This window comes from Rhizobium sp. Rhizsp42 (assembly GCF_047304155.1).
In the GTDB taxonomy this organism is placed as follows: Bacteria; Pseudomonadota; Alphaproteobacteria; order Rhizobiales; family Rhizobiaceae; genus Rhizobium.
In genome coordinates this window covers 44,196-61,931 of record NZ_JBGLYS010000019.1, presented here as the reverse complement: position 1 = coordinate 61,931, position 17,736 = coordinate 44,196, and the positions used below count along the sequence as shown (strand labels likewise).

Annotated in this window: 16 protein-coding genes; 7 read left to right on the top strand and 9 right to left on the bottom strand. The window is 61.8% G+C overall.

Features of this window, described 5'->3' with window-relative positions; translation table 11 throughout:
- Positions 1–108: 108 nt before the first annotated feature.
- Positions 109–3,009: an isoleucine--tRNA ligase gene (ileS, locus tag ACCD05_RS18555; RefSeq protein WP_413394508.1), complete on the bottom strand. Its 2,901-nt coding sequence runs from the start codon at positions 3,007–3,009 to the stop codon at positions 109–111.
- 309 nt (positions 3,010–3,318) lie between these two features.
- Here ileS and ACCD05_RS18550 point away from each other — a divergent pair, with 309 nt between their 5' ends.
- Entirely contained in the window at positions 3,319–3,732 is a 414-nt protein-coding gene (locus tag ACCD05_RS18550) for an antitoxin Xre/MbcA/ParS toxin-binding domain-containing protein (protein ID WP_413394506.1), read from the top strand.
- A 2-nt stretch (positions 3,733–3,734) separates the two neighbouring features.
- Entirely contained in the window at positions 3,735–4,172 is a 438-nt protein-coding gene (locus tag ACCD05_RS18545) for an RES family NAD+ phosphorylase (RefSeq protein ID WP_413394504.1), read from the top strand.
- A 49-nt stretch (positions 4,173–4,221) separates the two neighbouring features.
- On the opposite strand, the gene mctP is transcribed toward ACCD05_RS18545, so the two are convergent.
- The gene (gene mctP / locus ACCD05_RS18540) at positions 4,222–5,697 is read right to left on the bottom strand and encodes a monocarboxylate uptake permease MctP (RefSeq protein ID WP_413394502.1); all 1,476 of its coding nucleotides are present in this window, start codon (positions 5,695–5,697) and stop codon (positions 4,222–4,224) included.
- Positions 5,687–5,884: a DUF3311 domain-containing protein gene (locus tag ACCD05_RS18535; RefSeq protein ID WP_112425106.1), complete on the bottom strand. Its 198-nt coding sequence runs from the start codon at positions 5,882–5,884 to the stop codon at positions 5,687–5,689. Before ACCD05_RS18535 ends, mctP begins: the two co-directional genes overlap by 11 nt.
- Positions 5,885–6,437: 553 nt before the next feature.
- Between ACCD05_RS18535 and ACCD05_RS18530 the strand changes: the two genes are divergently transcribed.
- On the top strand, positions 6,438–7,340 hold the full coding sequence (locus tag ACCD05_RS18530; RefSeq protein ID WP_413394500.1) for a DMT family transporter: 903 nt from the start codon (positions 6,438–6,440) through the stop codon (positions 7,338–7,340).
- A gap of 4 nt (positions 7,341–7,344) precedes the next feature.
- Here the strand turns inward: ACCD05_RS18530 and ACCD05_RS18525 are convergent, their stop codons facing one another.
- The 3 genes from ACCD05_RS18525 to chrA all read right to left on the bottom strand — a co-directional run bounded on the left by ACCD05_RS18525 (position 7,345) and on the right by chrA (position 10,766).
- A complete protein-coding gene (locus tag ACCD05_RS18525; RefSeq protein ID WP_413394498.1) occupies positions 7,345–8,331 on the bottom strand; it encodes a bifunctional riboflavin kinase/FAD synthetase in 987 nt (328 codons plus the stop codon).
- Positions 8,332–8,383: 52 nt separating this feature from the next.
- Positions 8,384–9,232: a TIGR01459 family HAD-type hydrolase gene (locus ACCD05_RS18520; RefSeq protein WP_413394496.1), complete on the bottom strand. Its 849-nt coding sequence runs from the start codon at positions 9,230–9,232 to the stop codon at positions 8,384–8,386.
- 118 nt (positions 9,233–9,350) lie between these two features.
- Positions 9,351–10,766 carry a chromate efflux transporter gene (chrA, locus tag ACCD05_RS18515; protein ID WP_413394494.1) on the bottom strand — a complete coding sequence of 472 codons (1,416 nt, stop codon included), beginning with the start codon at positions 10,764–10,766 and terminating at the stop codon, positions 9,351–9,353.
- A gap of 433 nt (positions 10,767–11,199) precedes the next feature.
- Between chrA and groES the strand changes: the two genes are divergently transcribed.
- From groES to ACCD05_RS18500, 3 genes are all read left to right on the top strand, one after another.
- Positions 11,200–11,496, top strand: a complete 297-nt coding sequence (gene groES, locus ACCD05_RS18510; protein ID WP_018898571.1) for a co-chaperone GroES — start codon at positions 11,200–11,202, stop codon at positions 11,494–11,496.
- Between the two features lie 57 nt (positions 11,497–11,553).
- On the top strand, positions 11,554–13,194 hold the full coding sequence (groL, locus tag ACCD05_RS18505) for a chaperonin GroEL (protein WP_018898570.1): 1,641 nt from the start codon (positions 11,554–11,556) through the stop codon (positions 13,192–13,194).
- 677 nt (positions 13,195–13,871) lie between these two features.
- Entirely contained in the window at positions 13,872–14,318 is a 447-nt protein-coding gene (locus tag ACCD05_RS18500; protein WP_047508174.1) for a hypothetical protein, read from the top strand.
- Positions 14,319–14,398: 80 nt separating this feature from the next.
- On the opposite strand, the gene ACCD05_RS18495 is transcribed toward ACCD05_RS18500, so the two are convergent.
- Complete coding sequence (locus ACCD05_RS18495) at positions 14,399–15,109, bottom strand: glutathione binding-like protein (protein ID WP_112973703.1); 711 nt, start codon at positions 15,107–15,109, stop codon at positions 14,399–14,401.
- Between the two features lie 221 nt (positions 15,110–15,330).
- On the opposite strand from ACCD05_RS18495, the gene ACCD05_RS18490 reads away from it, so the two are divergent.
- Complete coding sequence (locus tag ACCD05_RS18490) at positions 15,331–15,777, top strand: DoxX family protein (RefSeq protein ID WP_047508180.1); 447 nt, start codon at positions 15,331–15,333, stop codon at positions 15,775–15,777.
- Positions 15,778–15,864: 87 nt separating this feature from the next.
- Here the strand turns inward: ACCD05_RS18490 and hisG are convergent, their stop codons facing one another.
- Both hisG and ACCD05_RS18480 read right to left on the bottom strand, forming a co-directional pair.
- Positions 15,865–16,560, bottom strand: coding sequence for an ATP phosphoribosyltransferase (gene hisG, locus ACCD05_RS18485; RefSeq protein WP_111561794.1), 696 nt, complete (start codon positions 16,558–16,560; stop codon positions 15,865–15,867).
- Complete coding sequence (locus ACCD05_RS18480; protein ID WP_413394490.1) at positions 16,560–17,678, bottom strand: ATP phosphoribosyltransferase regulatory subunit; 1,119 nt, start codon at positions 17,676–17,678, stop codon at positions 16,560–16,562. Before ACCD05_RS18480 ends, hisG begins: the two co-directional genes overlap by 1 nt.
- Positions 17,679–17,736: the final 58 nt, after the last annotated feature.

Sequence of the window (17,736 nt, the reverse complement as noted above, 5' to 3'; positions counted from 1 at the left end):
CAATGCTCAACCGGACACCCTCCCCGTGACGGAAAAATCCGGCCAATTTCAGGCAGCTTTTACCGGATGAACCGCGATAGCGCAATTCATCCGGTAACTTTCTTCGGTTTATGCCGCAAGTTCGCGCAATGCCGCAGCATCGCGGGCGGAAACGTCGGGATACTCGGGATCGGAGCCCACATCCGTCGTGATCCGCCACGAGCGGGCGCACTTCTCACCTTCCGCAAGCTTCGGCTCGACGCTGACGCCGGCCACTTCGGGAAGCCGGAACGCGTCGGACGGGCCTTCATTGCCCTCGATGACGACGCCCGAGGTGATGCAGATCTCCTCGAAATCCTGGCCTTCAAGCGCCTTCAGGAGCTCGGCATCGGCGATATGCACGACTGGAGCCGCTTCCAGCGAGGAGCCGATGCGCTTGTCCTTGCGCTCGATTTCCAGAGCACCAGTAACGACCGTACGCACGGCGCGGATCTTCTTCCACTTATCGGCCAGCGCCTCGTTCTTCCAGTTGCCTGGAATCTCGGGGAACTGCTCGAGATGGACGGAGACGGCACCGGGGTTGCGCGACAGCCATGCTTCTTCGGTGGTGAAGGGCAGCATCGGAGCCAGCCAGGTCACCATGCAATCGAAGATGTTGCGGATGACATACAACGAGGCGCGGCGGCGCAGGCTCGACGGCGCATCGCAATAGAGCGCATCCTTGCGGACGTCGAAGTAGAAGGCCGAGAGCTCGACATTGGCAAAGTCGATCAGCGCGCGAGCGATCTTCTTGAAATCGAAGGCGTCGTAATTCTCGCGCACCAGCTGGTCGAGCTCGGCCAGGCGATGGAGCATCAGCTGCTCCAGCTCCGGCATTTCGGAGACTTCGAAGGTCTCGCCCTTGTCGTGCGCCAGCGTGCCGAGCATCCAGCGGATGGTGTTGCGCAGCTTTCGGTAGGCATCGACATTGGTCTGGATGATCGTCTTGCCGACGCGCAGGTCGTCAGCATAGTCCGAGGTCATGACCCAGAGGCGCAGGATGTCGGCGCCGGCATCCTTCATGATTTCCTGCGGCGAGGTGACATTGCCCTTGGACTTCGACATCTTCTCGCCCTTCTCGTCCATGGTGAAGCCATGGGTAAGAACGGCGTTGTAAGGCGCGCGGCCACGGGTAGCGGCCGATTCCAGCAGCGACGAGTGGAACCAGCCGCGATGCTGGTCGGAGCCTTCGAGATAGAGATCGGCCGGCCACTTCAGGTCCGGGCGGTCTTCCAGCGTAAAGGTATGGGTCGAGCCACTGTCGAACCAGACATCGAGGATGTCCATGACCTGGTTCCACTTGGCGTGGTCGTGACCGTTGCCGAGGAAGCGATCCTTGGCGCCTTCGGCGAACCAGGCATCGGCACCTTCGACGTCGAAGGCTTCGAGGATGCGATTGTTGACCTCTTCGTCCTGCAGGACGTTGCCGTCCTCATCGGCGAAGACGCAGATCGGAACGCCCCATGCGCGCTGACGCGAAAGCACCCAGTCCGGACGCTGCTCGATCATGGCGCGCAGGCGGTTCTGGCCGGCGGCGGGTACGAAACGGGTGTCGTCGATGGCGTTCAGCGCACGGGTGCGCAGCGTCGTGCCGTCCTTGAGGTCCTTGTCCATGTAGACGAACCACTGCGGCGTGTTGCGGAAGATGATCGGCTTCTTGGAGCGCCAGGAATGCGGATAGGAGTGCTTCAGGCGGCCACGGGCAAAGAGAGCGTTGCGCTCGATCAGCGTCTTGATAACCCGCTCGTTGGCATCGCCCTTCTTGCCGTTGTCGTCCATGACGCGGGCGCCTTCGAAGCCGGGGGCATCTGCGGTATAGGTGCCGCTGTCGTCAACCGGGAACGGGATGCGGGTGTCGATGCCCTTGGCTTCCAGCTCCTTGGCGGAGGACATCCAGGCCTCGAAGTCCTCGCGGCCATGCGACGGGGCGGTGTGGACGAAGCCGGTACCAGCGTCATCGGTGACGTGGTCGCCGGCAAGCAGCGGTACGTCGAACTCATAGCCGCCGCCGAGGCCCTTGAGCGGGTGGGCGGTCGTGATTGATGCCATCTCGTCGGCAGAGAGGCCGCGCAGGCGCTTGAAGGTGAGCTTGGCCTTCTTTGCGGACTCTTCGGCCAGCGCGTCGGCGAAGATCAGCTTCTCGCCAGACTGCGGGCCGAAGTCGTTTTCAGCAGCCGTGACCTCATAGAGACCGTAGGCGACCTTCGGCGAGTAGGCGATGGCGCGGTTGCCGGGGATCGTCCACGGCGTTGTCGTCCAGATGACGACATGGGCATCGGCCAGCTCGCCGGCGCCACCCACGACCGGGAACTTCACCCAGATCATGTCGCTCTCGACGTCGTGGTACTCGACCTCGGCTTCCGCCAGCGCCGTGCGCTCGACCACCGACCACATGATCGGCTTCGAGCCGCGATAGAGCTGGCCGCTCATAGCGATCTTCAACAGTTCGCCAGCGATGCGGCTTTCGGCGTGGAAGTTCATCGTCAGATACGGGTTGTCGAAATCGCCCTCGATGCCCAAGCGCTTGAACTCGTCGCCCTGGATCTTGATCCACTTTTCAGCGTAAGCGCGGCATTCCTTGCGGAACTCGATCATCGCCTCGGCCTGCTTGAGATCAGGCTTGGCCTTACCCTTGGCGCGGTAATTCTCTTCCTCGATCTTCCACTCGATCGGAAGGCCGTGGCAATCCCAGCCGGGAACGTAGTTGGCGTCGAAGCCGCGCATCTGGAACGAGCGGTTGATGACGTCCTTGAGGATCTTGTTCAGCGCGTGGCCAATATGGATATTGCCGTTGGCATAGGGAGGGCCGTCGTGGAGGACGAATTTCTCGCGGCCGGCGGCGGATGCGCGCAGCTTCTTGTAGAGGCCCATCTCCTGCCAGCGGGCGACGGTTTCCGGCTCCTTTTGCGGCAGGCCGGCGCGCATCGGGAAATCGGTTTCGGGGAGATAGAGGGTCTTGGAGTAATCGATCTTTTCGGCTGTATCGGTCATGTCTGGCAATCGTCTCTTCTAGCGATCGTGCTTTACGCCTCGCAAACGGGCGCAACGGACTTGGAAATATCGTGGTGGCGGAAGCGCTCTGAGGTCGAGCGCCGAAAACCCGGACCTTCCGGCCGCTTAGCGCGCGCGGAAGGCCGGGCCGATAATTCGTATCGTGATCGCCAGCCGGAACTTGTTCATCGCGCCGGTTCATAGGCGCTTTTGGTGGGAAAAGGAAGAGGAGATCGACCGTCAGAAGGCGGCATTTGCAGTCTGGCCATTTGCGCTTATATTTATGGGCAATTGGCACAGGAGGCTTCGATGGTGGCGACAAAGGCGGCCGAGCAGGACGCCATGACAATCCAGGAGCGGCTGAAGATCGCTTCGCACGGCCAAGTGCGCGTCTATGACGGGTCGTCGGTGTTCGATCTCACCCAACTCGGCTTCAGCATGGATGAAATCTACCGCCTCGTCGCACCGCGCCGAACGCTGACAAGACGGATCGGAAGTCATCAGCCGCTCACTGTCGAAGAAAATGACAGCGCGCTGCGGCTGGTGCGGATCATGACGATGGCGGAGCGCGTCTTCGGCGATCCCGAGATCGCACGCAGATGGCTCCGCAAGCCCAATCGCGGCATGCAGGGCATCGTCCCGATCGATCTTTTGGAATCGGAGACCGGCGCCCTTCTGGTCGAGCAGGCTCTGCATCAGATCGACTTCGGGATTTATATCTGACGATGATCCTGTGGCGGATTTCCAATTATGCCGACCTATCCGGACGCGGCGGTCTCGTCGCTCCCGGCCGTTGGCACAATATTGGAACGCCTGTTGTCTATTGCTGCGACCACCCGTCAACAGCCTTGCTTGAAATTCTGGTTCAGATCGATGTTAGCCAGCTTCCCCGGGATTTTCAGCTGCTGAAGATCACTTGCCCTGACGACATCGCTATCACCGACGTTGACGCTGACGACGTGGACCTCAACGATATCAATGGGACGCGGATGGCTGGTGACCGTCTTCTTCAAGATCAGACCGTTTGCCTCATCCGGGTCACCTCGGCCATCATGCCCGAGGCACGCAACCTGCTGATCAATCCATCGCATCCCAGGGCCGGCGAAATCGTGATCGAGGACGTGAAACGCTATCCTTTCGACAGTCGGCTGCTTCGCGCTTGACGTCATGGTAGAGGGCCGGCTCACCCGCAGCCCTCCCCTCACAACACGCTCAAGCCCGAGCCACAGCCTTGCCCGGCACCACCGCATTCACCACCACCGCGACGATGATATTCACCGCCAGCGCCAGCAGCCCGATATAGATCGTGAACGAGGTCTCGCCCATCGTCACCGGCTGCAGCGGCTTCAGGCCGTTGATCCAGACCAGCAGCGTGCCGCCGAAGAAGCCGACGAACCAGCCGGCGAGCAGGCCCGGGGCGCGGAACCAGTTGGTGTAGAGGCCGAAGACCAGGGCCGGCAACGTCTGCAGGATCCAGATGCCGCCGAGGAGCTGCAGGTCGAGGGCGAACTGGGTGGGGAGGAAGATAATGACAAGCAGGGCGCCGACCTTGACGACCAGCGAGGTCATCTTCGCGACCTTTGCTTCGCCCGCATCCGTCACCTGAGGATTGACATAGGCCTTCCAGAAGTTGCGGGTGAAGAGGTTGGCGGCGCCGATACTCATCACCGCCGCCGGCACCAGAGCGCCGATGGCGATGGCCGCGAAGGCGAAGCCGGCGAACCAGCTGGGGAAGAGCGTCTGGAACAGCGCCGGCACCACGTCATTGGCGCTGTCGAGCTTGAGGCCGGCGGCGTGGCCCATGTAGCCGAGCAGCGCCAAGAGGCCGAGCAGCAGCGTGTAGGCCGGCAGCAGCACCGCGTTCTTGCGGATGGTGTTGCCGCTGTTGGAAGCGAAGATGCCGGTCAGCGTATGCGGGTACATGAAAGCGGCGAGCGCGGAACCGAGCGCCAGCGTCGCATAGGCGACATACTGGTTGGAGCCGAGCAGCAGGCTGCCGGAACCCTTGGCCTGGAAGGCCGCGTCGGCGGAAGCGAAGACATTGGCGTAACCGCCGAGCTTCGACGGGATCAGCGCAACGGCGGCGATCACCACGATGTAGATCATGATGTCCTTGACGAAGGCGATCAGCGCCGGCGCCCTCAGGCCCGCCGAATAGGTGTAGAGCGCCAGCACGATGAAGGCGATGGCAAGCGGCACCTCGCCATGCAGGCCGAGCGCCTTCAGCGCCGCCGTCATGCCGACGAGCTGAAGGGCGATATAAGGCATGGTGGCGATGACGCCTGTTGCCGCGACCGCAAGCTCCAGCCCGCGCGAGCCATATTGGCCATGGACGACGTCGCCGGCCGTGACATAGCCGAAGTCCCGCGCCCGCTTCCAGAGCACCGGCATAACCATGAAGACGAAGGGGTAGACGACGATCGTATAGGGCAGCGCGAAGAAGCCATAGGCGCCGACGGTGTAGACGAGCGCCGGAACGGCGATGACGGTGTAGGCGGTGTAGAAATCACCGCCAACCAGAAACCAGGTAATCCAGGTGCCGAAGGAGCGGCCGCCAAGGCCCCACTCGTCGATGTGGGCCATGGTCTCGGGCCGGCGCCACCGCGAGGCGACGAAGCCCATGACGGTGACAAGGACGAAGAAGAAAACAAAGACGCTGAGCGCCGTGACGTTGAGATCAGTCGTCATTGCGCATGCTCCGGTAGGCGATCCAGGTCAGGAAGGCGGTGATCGGCACCCATGCGAGCTGGTACCAGTAGAAGAAGGGGAAGCCGAAGATCACAGGATCGTGGAAATTGTAGAAGGGGACCCAGAGCAGCCCAATATAGGGAATGATGAGCAGCCAGCAGGCCGCCGTTCCAAATCTTTTGTCCATGGGAGAGTGCCTTTCGCGGATCGGGCGCGGCTTATCCGCGTCTTATCAAATAGATGACATATGCCAGCCGGCTCGCTCGGCAAGCATCTCTGCCGCGAAAAAGACACAGTTCGTGAGCGACCGATAACGATTTGGGCGCGGAGGTTCCCTCGCCGCGCCGCTTTCCTCGCGTGCCTTCACATTAAATTCAAATATTGCTAATATACTATAAGTTGATTTCAATCTGACGTTACATGGTTCCAGGCGGTGGCTCGTGGCGAAATCGCCGCGCGCGAAGGCTGCCTGTTTTCAGCGAGAGGGGCGCGGATGAAACATGTGATCGATAGCGACCGCGGCAGTGACCGGCGCTATCCCAACAATACCAATTAGCAGATCCAAATAGCAGACAGGGTGTTTGAGGGGCGACGCTTGCGGGCGGCGGCGGCGGCCGTCGACCGCAAGCGCTCGATACCCTTATGACATCCGCGGCTCGATCTCTTTTCGGGAGGGCATGTCGATGGATGATTTTCCATATCATGCGGCGGCGCACCGCCTGGTCGTGGTCTGAACCGCCATGTCGAAGCGGAGCGCCTATGTCTCGCTGATCCTCGCCGCGGCCTTCTGGGGCTTCGGCAATATCGCGCAAAAGACGGTGCTCACGCATATGGGCCCGCTGTCGGCCACCATGCTGCGCTGCCTGATCGCGGCGCTGGTGATGCTACCGCTGGCGGTCGTCGAACGTAACGGGGCGCGCAGCACGGGATGGACGCGAAGCATCCTTCGTGTTGCACTGACCTTCACCGTGGCAATAGCGATACAGCAGACGGCCTATGTCAACGCCACGGTCGTCAATGCGAGCTTCCTGATCAACACAGCAACCGTGCTCACGCCTGTCGTGGCATGGGTCTATTTCGGCGAGACGACGCGACGGCTGGGTATCTTCGCGGCCTGCCTGACGCTTGTCGGCATCGGGCTGATGGCCGACGGGATCGGCGGCTTCGCGGCGCTGAACACGGGCGATGTCGCCTGCCTGGTCTCCGCCGTCTTCTATGCTTTCTGGATGGTGCTGCTCGGGCACCACGCGCGGCGTCATGGCGGGCCGTTCACCTCAGCCTTCGTGCAATTCGCAATCGCCGCGCTGCTGTTGATGCCGGTGGCGCCGCTGCTGGAGCCGCTGACGGGCGAGATGATGTGGCGGGCGGCACCGGAGCTGGCGATGCTCGGCATTCTCTCCACCGCGGCCGCGTTTGGGCTACAGACCTATGCGCAGCGTCATGTGCCGGCATCGAAGGCGGCGGTGCTCGTCTCCGGCGAGAGCATATTCGGCGCGATCGGGGCGTGCCTTGTCTTGCTAGAGCGGCCGCCTGTGATGGCCTGTGTCGGGGCGGCGCTGATCTTTCTCTCGATCGTCATCGTGACGATCGAGCCGGAGGATCCCGTGGCGGCATTGCTTCAACGCAATGCGGAGGAGGAATAAACCGTCAGACGAGACCGCAGAGCTTGCGGTCGAGCGCGCTGATCGGCTGCATGCCTGATAGCACCGCCCTCGCCTCTTCCTTGTCACGGTTCATCTGCTCGACCAGCGGATCCAGGCCGTCGAACTTCAGTTCAGGGCGCAGGTAGGAGAAGAAGGAGACGGAACAGATCTGGCCATAGAGATCGCCGGAGAAATCGAAGACGAAGGTCTCGAGCAGTGGCGCGCCGTTGTCGGTGACTGTCGGGCGGCGGCCGTAGCTCGCCACCGCGTCATGCATCGTACCATCCTCGAAGCGGAAGCGGACGGCGTAGATGCCGGGCTTCAACTCGACCTCGGCCGGAAGGCGCATGTTGGCTGTCGGGAAGCCCAGTTGGCGGCCGAGCTTTTCGCCGCCGATCACCTCGGATTCGACCGTGTAGTGATAGCCGAGCAGGCCTGCAACCTCGCTGACCTCGCCTTCCTTCAACAGCGCGCGGATGCGGCTGGAAGAGACCACGTCGGCGTTCTCGTCGCGGAAGGTGTCGATCAGGGTAACGCCGAAGCCGTATTTGTTGCCCGCATCCATGAGGAAGGCCGGACCACCCTCGCGGCCGCGGCCGAAATGGAAATCGACGCCGGTCACCACCTCGGATGCGCCCAGCCAATCCTTGAGGATCGAGTGGATGAAATCATCCGCCGAGCGCTGCGAGAATTCACGGTCGAACGGATATTCGATGACGGCGCCGAAGCCCATGGCTTCGAGAATGCGGGCGCGCAGCGGCGCGGGCGTGATGCGGAAAACCGGCTCCTGCGGGCGGAACACGGTGCGCGGATGCGGCTCGAAGGTGAGCACCAGCGCGGGAACGCCACGATCCCGCGCGATCTCCAGCGCCCTTTCCAAAACCGACTGATGGCCGCGATGAACGCCGTCGAAATTGCCAATGGCGATCACGCCGCCGCTGAGGTGATCCGGCAAGGGTTCTCGGGTTTCATTGCGATGGAAGACGGTCATCGGGCAGACTTTACTGATGCTTCGGGCTTACACAAGGTGGTCACAGGGCGGCTCAGGCCAGACGCGGCATCCACCACTTCGGCGTTGCCTTTTCACGTTCGAGATAGGCCGTGAGGATCGCCTCGTCGGTCTCGCCGTTCAGCGTGTATTCGGCCGCATGGATGCCGCCGCTGATATAGAGGAGATCGAGGCCGTAATCGAGGGCGCCGCGCACATCCGTCGGCATGCCGTCGCCGATCGCCAGAATGCGGTCCATCTTGAGGTCACTGCGCATTTCGCGGGCAACGGAAAGCACGGCGTCATAGATCGGCTTGTGCGGCTTGCCGGCAATGCGCGTCTTGCCGCCGAGCTGATCGTAGTAGGCGGCCATGGCGCCGGCGCAGGGGATCATCTTGTGGCCGCGCTCGACGATCAGATCGGGGTTGGCACAGATCAGCGGCACGTCGCGGGCCTGGAAGGCCTTGAGCATGTCGGTGTAATCCTCGGGCGTCTCGGTCTCATCGTCGAAGAAGCCGGTGCAGACGACGCAATCGGCTTCCTCGGCGGAAACGCGGGTGACGCCGATGCCTTCGATGATGGCGATGTCGCGATCCGGGCCGAGCAGGAAGACCTTCTTCGGGCCCTCGGCGATCAGGCCACGGGTAACATCGCCTGACGTGACGATGCGATCATAGGCCTCGTCCTGGATGCCGATGTGGCGGAGCTGATCGACGACGAGCGGCGCGATGCGCGGCGAATTGGTGATCAGGACGACCGTGAGGCCGGCCTCGCGCGCGGCCTGCAGGGCTGCGGCGGCCTTTGGGAAGGGCGAGACGCCGTTGTGCAAAACGCCCCACACATCGCAGAACACCGCATCATAGTGGCTGGTGATCTCTGCGAAATTCTCGATGCGCTGCGCCATTTCAAAGTCCCGGTTTTCATTCGATGAGGGCTGACATCGCAAAGCCCCGCCGCGATGGCAAGAAATTTTGCAATGCGGGACGATGAAATTCTTGCGACCTGGTCGGCTCCTACGGCCTTCAGAGCAGCAGTTCGGCACCCTTGATGGCAAGGCCGGCGGCGGCGCAAAGCCCCAACACCTTGACCATGCCCATCTTCACATAAAACAGCAGGACGGACGCGATCACGAAGATCGCCAGCGCGGCAACATCGATCGTGGCCCATTGCGGCCAGGCGAGGCTGACGATGGGGAGGCCCGCGCCGCGCGACAGAAGTGCGATCCGGCCGACCTCGGCGAAGAGCACGTGCAGGCCGAACCAGAGAGACAGATTGAGGATGACGCCGACGACGGCCGCTGTGATGGCCGACAGAGCGGCGGACAGACCGACATTGTCGCGCAGCTTCTCGACGAAGGGCGCGCCGGCGAAGATCCAGACGAAGCTCGGGACGAAGGTGGCCCAGGCGACCAGCGTGGCGCCGAGCGCGCCGCCCATCAGCGGCGCCATGAAAAGCGGATTGCGGTAGCCGGCGAGGAAGCCGACGAAACAGAGGACCAGAACCAGCGGGCCGGGCGTGGTTTCGGCCAGCGCCAGGCCATCCAGCATCTCGCCCGGCTGCAGCCAGGCATAATGACCGACGGCGACCTGCGCGACATAGGTGAGCACCGCATAGGCGCCGCCGAAGGTGATGACCGCCATCTTGGAGAAGAAAATGAAGAGGGCGCCGAAGACATTGGTCTCGCCGCTTAGCGCTTCGGCGATGAGATCGGATGGCGCATGCAGATTGCGGACGAGGAGCAACGGCGCCTGCCAGATGAGGATCCAGAAGACGAGGACCAGCAGCGGCCGGGCGATGGCGTGGGTCGTAAACGTGGGCTGGCGCAGGGGCGATTGCGCCTTGGCTTCCTGCGTCGGCGCGTGTCGGCGGGCATAGCGGTGCAGAGCGAAACCCGTGAGGCCGGCGAGGATGACGACGATGGGGAACGGCGCGTTCAGCATGAACAGCGCCAGGAAGGATGCGGCGGCGATGTAGTAATGCGCGCGGGTTTTCAGCGCGCGGCGGGCAAGGCGCAGCAGCGCCTCGACGACAACAGCAAGCACGGCGGCCTTGAGGCCGAAGAACAGGGCTGGAAGCCAGGTCGTCTCCTGGAAGACGGCGTAGAGGGCGGATAGGCCGAGCATGACCACGAAGCCCGGCAGGATGAAGAGCAGGCCGGCGAGGATGCCGCCGCGCACGCCATGCATCAGCCAGCCGATATAGGTGGCGAGCTGCTGCGCCTCGGGGCCTGGCAAAAGCATGCAGTAGTTCAGCGCGTGCAGGAAGCGATCCTCGGAGATCCAGCGCTTCTCATCGACGATGGTCCGGTGCATCAGGGCGATCTGGCCGGCGGGGCCGCCGAAGCTCAGGCAGCCGATCCTGGCCCAGACGCGGATGGCTTCGCCAAAGGGCACCGATGCCACGCTGTCATCCGCCATCACCGCTCCGTCCACGCTCATATACATCCACCTCTTTGCCGACCTCTACCGGCTATCCCCTGTCGCTCGATACCACCCACGTCGGGGCTGGACAATCCCGGCCCGCTGGCACGACCGAGACGGCGCTTCCTGTTCGCCTTTCGCAAATTCCGGACACGGGTTTATGACAATGTGGACCATGATTTCGGCGCTTGGGAGACAGGCGCTGTCCCTGCCCTTTCCGGCATTAACCATCGAAGCGTTTTCCGTGCCTCGACGGACGGTCGGCAGGTTCACAACTTTGCCATCAAACGGCTATAGACATGGGGCGTCGGAAAATTACGACAGCTTCCCTTGACTCCCCAGATGGCCGCTCCTACATGCAGGTCGCTAGCACTCACCAGAGGAGAGTGCTAACACCCATCCGTGTGGGCCATACCGGCCTGCGAGTGTCATTTGATCGAGGGATTAGACAATGGCAAGCACCAACTTCCGCCCCCTTCACGATCGCGTCGTTGTTCGCCGCGTTGAGTCCGAAGAAAAGACCAAGGGCGGCATCATCATTCCTGACACCGCCAAGGAAAAGCCGCAGGAAGGCGAAATCGTCGCCGTCGGCACCGGCGCTCGTGACGAGTCCGGCAAGGTCGTCGCTCTCGACGTCAAGGCTGGCGACCGCGTTCTGTTCGGCAAGTGGTCCGGCACCGAAGTCAAGATCAACGGCGAAGACCTTCTGATCATGAAGGAAGCCGACATCATGGGCATCATCGGCTAATCAGCCGGTTTCCCATCCATCGTAATTCGCTGACACCCCTTTTCAGGAGTTCTCAAAATGGCAGCTAAAGAAGTAAAGTTCGGCCGCTCTGCGCGCGAAAAGATGCTGCGCGGCGTCGACATCCTCGCTGACGCAGTGCAGGTAACCCTCGGCCCGAAGGGTCGTAACGTCGTTATCGACAAGTCCTTCGGCGCTCCGCGCATCACCAAGGACGGTGTATCGGTCGCCAAGGAAATCGAACTCGAAGACAAGTTCGAAAACATGGGCGCCCAGATGGTCCGCGAAGTTGCTTCGAAGACCAACGACATCGCCGGCGACGGCACCACGACGGCAACCGTTCTGGCCCGCGCGATCGTTCGCGAAGGCGCCAAGGCCGTTGCTGCCGGCATGAACCCGATGGACCTGAAGCGCGGTATCGACCTCGCTGTTGCAGAAGTCGTCAAGGACCTGCAGGCAAAGGCAAAGAAGATCTCCACCTCGGCTGAAGTTGCCCAGGTCGGCACGATCTCCGCAAACGGCGACAAGCAGGTCGGTGACGACATTGCTGAAGCCATGCAGAAGGTTGGCAACGAAGGTGTTATCACCGTCGAAGAAGCCAAGACCGCTGAAACCGAACTCGAAGTCGTCGAAGGCATGCAGTTCGACCGCGGCTACCTGTCGCCTTACTTCGTCACCAACCCGGAAAAGATGGTCGCCGACCTCGACGACGCTTACATTCTCCTCCACGAGAAGAAGCTCTCGAACCTGCAGGCTATGCTGCCGGTTCTCGAAGCCGTCGTTCAGACCGGCAAGCCGCTCCTCATCATCGCTGAAGACGTCGAAGGCGAAGCTCTTGCGACCCTCGTCGTCAACAAGCTGCGTGGCGGCCTGAAGATTGCTGCCGTCAAGGCTCCTGGCTTCGGCGATCGCCGCAAGGCCATGCTGGAAGACATCGCTATCCTCACGGGCGGCACTGTCATCTCCGAAGACCTCGGCATCAAGCTCGAATCCGTAACGCTCGACATGCTCGGCCGTTCGAAGAAGGTTTCGATCTCCAAGGAAAACACGACGATCGTCGACGGCGCTGGCGCCAAGTCCGACATCGAAGGCCGCGTTGCTCAGATCAAGGCTCAGATCGAAGAAACCTCTTCCGATTATGACCGCGAAAAGCTGCAGGAACGTCTTGCCAAGCTCGCTGGCGGCGTTGCCGTCATCCGCGTTGGCGGCTCGACCGAAATCGAAGTCAAGGAACGCAAGGACCGCATCGACGACGCTCTGAACGCAACGCGCGCTGCTGTTCAGGAAGGTATCGTACCTGGTGGTGGCGTTGCTCTCCTCCGTTCGGCTTCCAAGATCACCGCAAAGGGTGCAAACGACGACCAGGAAGCTGGCGTCAACATCATCCGTCGCGCTCTGCAGTCCCTGGTTCGCCAGATCTCCGAGAACGCCGGTGACGAAGCTTCGATCGTTGTTGGCAAGATCCTCGAGAAGAACGAAGACAACTACGGCTACAACGCCCAGACGTCTGAATATGGCGACATGATCGCCATGGGCATCGTCGACCCGGTCAAGGTTGTTCGTACGGCTCTGCAGAACGCAGCTTCGGTTGCTTCGCTGCTGATCACCACCGAAGCCATGATCGCCGAGCTGCCGAAGAAGGACGCTCCCGCCGGCATGCCTGGCGGCATGGGCGGAATGGGCGGCATGGACATGATGTAAGACCTTCGGGTCTTATGTCTGAGCCATCAGGTTCAGTTACGGAAGGGCGGCCCTCGGGTCGCCCTTTTCGTTTTGTGATTCGCACTCACATTCTCTCCAACATTTTTTCAACCACGTGATGAAACGTATAATCAGACAAATGGCGAGCCGTTGAGCTTGGCGAGGCTTTCGTGAAGCTTGCTCGACGGGCGATTTTTACCGAGGGGTCAAATTCCCGTAACAATCGAGTTTTCGATCCAATGGTTGTCGTCAGCAGCTTGAAAAGCCCGCAAGTCCATCAATTCTGCATTATTTAGCAGTGTTTTCATCAACCTTTCCGCTATTTCTGATCGTTAACCGTTGAGCGTCAGCGTACGCCAGCGTGTGAAAAGCCATTGCCGTTTCTGCAAAAAAACTTATAGATTCGCGCTGTGTTCGGCGTTTCGTTCAGGCGCTCTTGCCGCCGCATCGCCGACACCGCTCAGAATTGCATTGACGCATGGACAGAGTTACTTATCCTGAATTAAATTAGAAGTTGCATATTTTGGAAAGGCTGGGCAGAGTGGGCTCACTTTACGGAGCGACCGCTCGGAACGCTATTTTCCAGCCACCGAGCATGATGCCCGGCGTCGACTGAATCTGTGATGTTTGCCGGGTGTGCAGCATGGGAGAACGCTGCGCCCAAACTGGGGAACAATGTGTTTAAGATAACAAAAACCACCGCAGCGGCACCGCTCTTGCGCGGATCGCTGGAACTCAACGACAACAATCCCGACATGCTCGCTCAGCTCTCGATATCGGAAAGCTGGGTCGGCGACTTTTCCAGCGGCGTGATCCGCCTTCAGGAACGCAGCGCCCGGCTTCATGGCCTGAGCGTACCCGAATGCGGCCTGCTCAGCCTGATGCGCTGTTACGATCCCAAGGATCGCGGCCGTATCGTCCAGATTTTCGAACAGGCCGCGGCGCTATCCTCGTCCTTCTGTTTTTCGACCACGATCATCATGCCAAACGGCTACCGCCAGCCGCTTTTCTGCATGGGTGAATCGAACGGCTATGAAGAGGAAGGCAATGGCAGCATGATCGGCATGTTCATCTTCCCGCGCATCGAAGCCGACACCGGCAAGGCCGCCATTCGCCGCCAGTAAAATCTACCTGCTGTCACGGAAAAGCCGGCCCAGTGGGCCGGCTTTTGACGTTATGGACACATGTGACCGCTGTAGGCGGCTCAGGCCGGGCGCGCCGGGATGTTCAGGCCCTTCTCGCTGGCCGGGCGCGCGATGCAGCGCTTCAGCCAGTCCATGACCGCCGGGAACTTGTCGTATTCCAAAAGCTCCCTCCCGCCATAAAAGACGTCGGCGCCGCGCACCCATGGGAACGTGGTGATATCGGCGATGGTGTAGGTGTCGCCCATGATCCACTGGCGGCCCTGCAGGCGCTCTTCCAGCACGCCGAGCAGGCGCTTGGATTCATCGCGATAGCGCTCCACCGGATAGGAGTTGTTGGCGACCTTGTCGGCGGCGAACTTGTGGAAGTGGCCGAACTGGCCGAACATCGGCCCGATGCCGCCCATCTGGAAGAACACCCACTGGAGCGTCTCGTAGCGGCCGGCAGCATCCGCCGGGATGAGCTTGCCGGTCTTTTCGGCGAGATAGACAAGGATCGCTCCGGATTCGAACAGGCCGATCGGCTTTCCATCAGGGCCATTGGGATCGATGATCGCCGGAATACGGCCATTCGGATTGAGCGACATGAACTCCGGAGACTTCTGGTCGTTGGTGCCGAAGGAGATCAGATGCGGCTCGTAGGGCAGAGCGAGCTCCTCCAGCGCGATCGACACCTTCACGCCGTTCGGCGTCGGCAGCGAATAAAGCTGGATGATATCGGGGTTGCTCGCCGGCCAACGTTTCGTGATCGGGAATGCGGAAAGATCTGCCATCTGAATTCTCCATGCGGGATAAGGCGGCCGACCATAGAAGAGCCCCGAGGGACATGGCAAGCGGTGATCGTGCGCGATCGGTCGTTCACTATTACTGAACAAACTGTCCGCTCCCGTCTATCTTTCCATGACGGCCAAAAAAGAGGAGAAACGGTGCATACGAGATCGACAACCGTGCCGGGGGCACACCGGTCTCAGCTCATTCAACCGGAGACAGTTCCATGTCGAATACCCAGAACATTGTCATTCTTGTCGCCCGCATCCTCCTGTCCTTCATCTTCATCTATTCCGGCTTCGGCAAGCTGACCGACCCGGCTGGTACCGCCGGCATGATCACCGGCGCCGGCCTGCCTGCCGCGACCGCCCTTGCCTACCTCGCCGGCCTGTTCGAACTCGTCACCGGTCTTGCCGTTCTCGTCGGCTTCCAGACGAAGATCGTCGGCTGGGCACTGGCCGCATTCTGCATCTTCACCGGCGCTGTCTTCCATTCCGGCACCGTTGCCGTTCCCGGCTGGCCGGATGCGGCTCTCGGCTGGATCAACGCTCTCAACGGCATCATGCTGATGAAGAACTTCACGCTGGCTGGCGCCTACATCCTGCTCGCCACCTTCGGCCCGGGCCTCTACTCGATCGACGCCCGCCGTGGCGCCCTGCCGGTCGCCGCTTAATCGGCACCTCATTCTCCCAAGCATAAAAAAGCCCGCCGCCAGTTCATCTGGTGGCGGGCTTTTTCGTGATTGATACGACGATAGATATCAGAGCGCGGCGCGGACGGCTTCGATCAGGCGCGCAACGGAAGGCTCGTCGGCGTGGCTCTGCTTGCGGGCGCGCACGAGGCAGGCCTCTGAGCGCAGGATGACGCCGTCCGACAGGATTTTCAGGTGGTTGGCGCGCAGCGTCGAGCCCGTCGAGGTGATATCGACGATGATATCGGCCGAGCCCGAGGCCGGTGCTCCCTCGGTGGCGCCCAGGCTCTCGACGATGCGATAGAGCTGGATGCCGTGCTGGCGCGAGAAGAACTGCTGCGTCAGTCGCCAGTATTTGGTGGCGATCGTCAGGCGGCGGCCGTGGCGGGCGCGGAAATCAGTGGCGACATCGCCAAGATCGGCCATGCTGTCGACATCGAGCCAGATCTCCGGCACCGCGACGATGACATCGGCGTGGCCGAAGCCGAGACGGGCGCAGAACTCGACGCGCTTGTCGGCTTCCGCCAGGCCTTCGCGGATCAGGTCTTCGCCGGTAACGCCGAAATCAACGGTGCCGTTGCCGAGCTCCTTGGAGATCTCGGAGGCAGAGAGGAAGGCGACCTCGACATCATCCCAGCCTTCGACGCGGCCGCGATAGGAGCGATCGTTGCCGACAGCCGTGATCTTCATGCCGGCCTTCTCGAAGATGGCGGAGGCGTCGTCCTTCATCCGACCCTTGGAGGGCAGCGCGATGGTGATGGTCATCAGGCGGCCCTTTCCGTTTCGATGCGATCCAGCCACAGCGAGAAGCCGACGGCCGGGATGCGCTCCTTGGCGCCGAGCAGGGTCATCAGCTTGTCGAAGCGACCTCCACCGGCAAGCACGGCATCCGAACCCTCGACGCCGATCTCGAAGACGAGGCCGGTGTAATAATCCAGCGGGCGACCGAAGGCGGCGCGGTAATCGATGAGCGAGAGATCGACGCCGGCATTGGCGAGTGCGGCGACGCGACCATCGAAACGCGACAGCGCGTTGCCGAGCTTGAGACCGGCGGCATCGGCGAAGCCGGAGAGTGCCGCCGAGGCATTGATCAGCGGCACGTTGAGCGACAGGAACTCCTTGAGGACAAGGAAGGCTGCGTCATCGAGCCGGGTTTCCGACAGGATCAGCTTTTCCTTCAGCCTGCGGGCGATATCCTGCGGCGAGCGGCTGGCATTGGTGGAATAGCCTGTCGCCTGCATGGTGACGTCGATATGGGCGACCAGCGCCTCTTCGTCGTCGGCGCCCAGGAGGCGCGCGATATCGTCGCTCAATCCGGTGACGAATTGCGGGCTGACGAGGCTGGCAAGCAGCGCCTCGAGATGGGTGGTGTCGCCAAAGGCATGGATCAGCCGCTTCTGCCAGCCGAGCGGCAGGCCGAGCGCCTGGACGACGGCTTCGAACACGGCCTGATCGCCGAGCGTGACGGCCAGTTTCTTGCCCGGCAGCAGCCGCGACAGCACGCCGGCCGCATCGCCGATGGCGCGGGCGTCGGCGCTCGGGATATTGATATCGCCGAGATCCTCGATGCCCGCCTGATAAAACTCATTGCCGCCTTCGCGGCGCTGGCGGAACACTTCGCCCAGATAGGCGTAACGCTTCGGCGTGCCCATGGCGCTTTCGATATGGCGCAGGCAGACGGGAATGGTGAACTCCGGACGCAGGCAAAGGCTGGCGCCGGTTTCGCTCTCGGTCATGAAGATGCGGCGGCGAAGATCCTCGCCGGCGATATCGAGAAACGGCTCGGCCGGCTGGATGACCGGGGTGTCGACGCGCTCGGTGCGGCGGGCGGCGAACTCGGCGAGCAGGTCTTCGGAGAAGGCTGGGAGGTTGATCAGGGGCATGGGGTTAGTGTCTCCGGGGCTACCCCCCTCTGTCCTGCCGGACATCTCCCCCACAAGG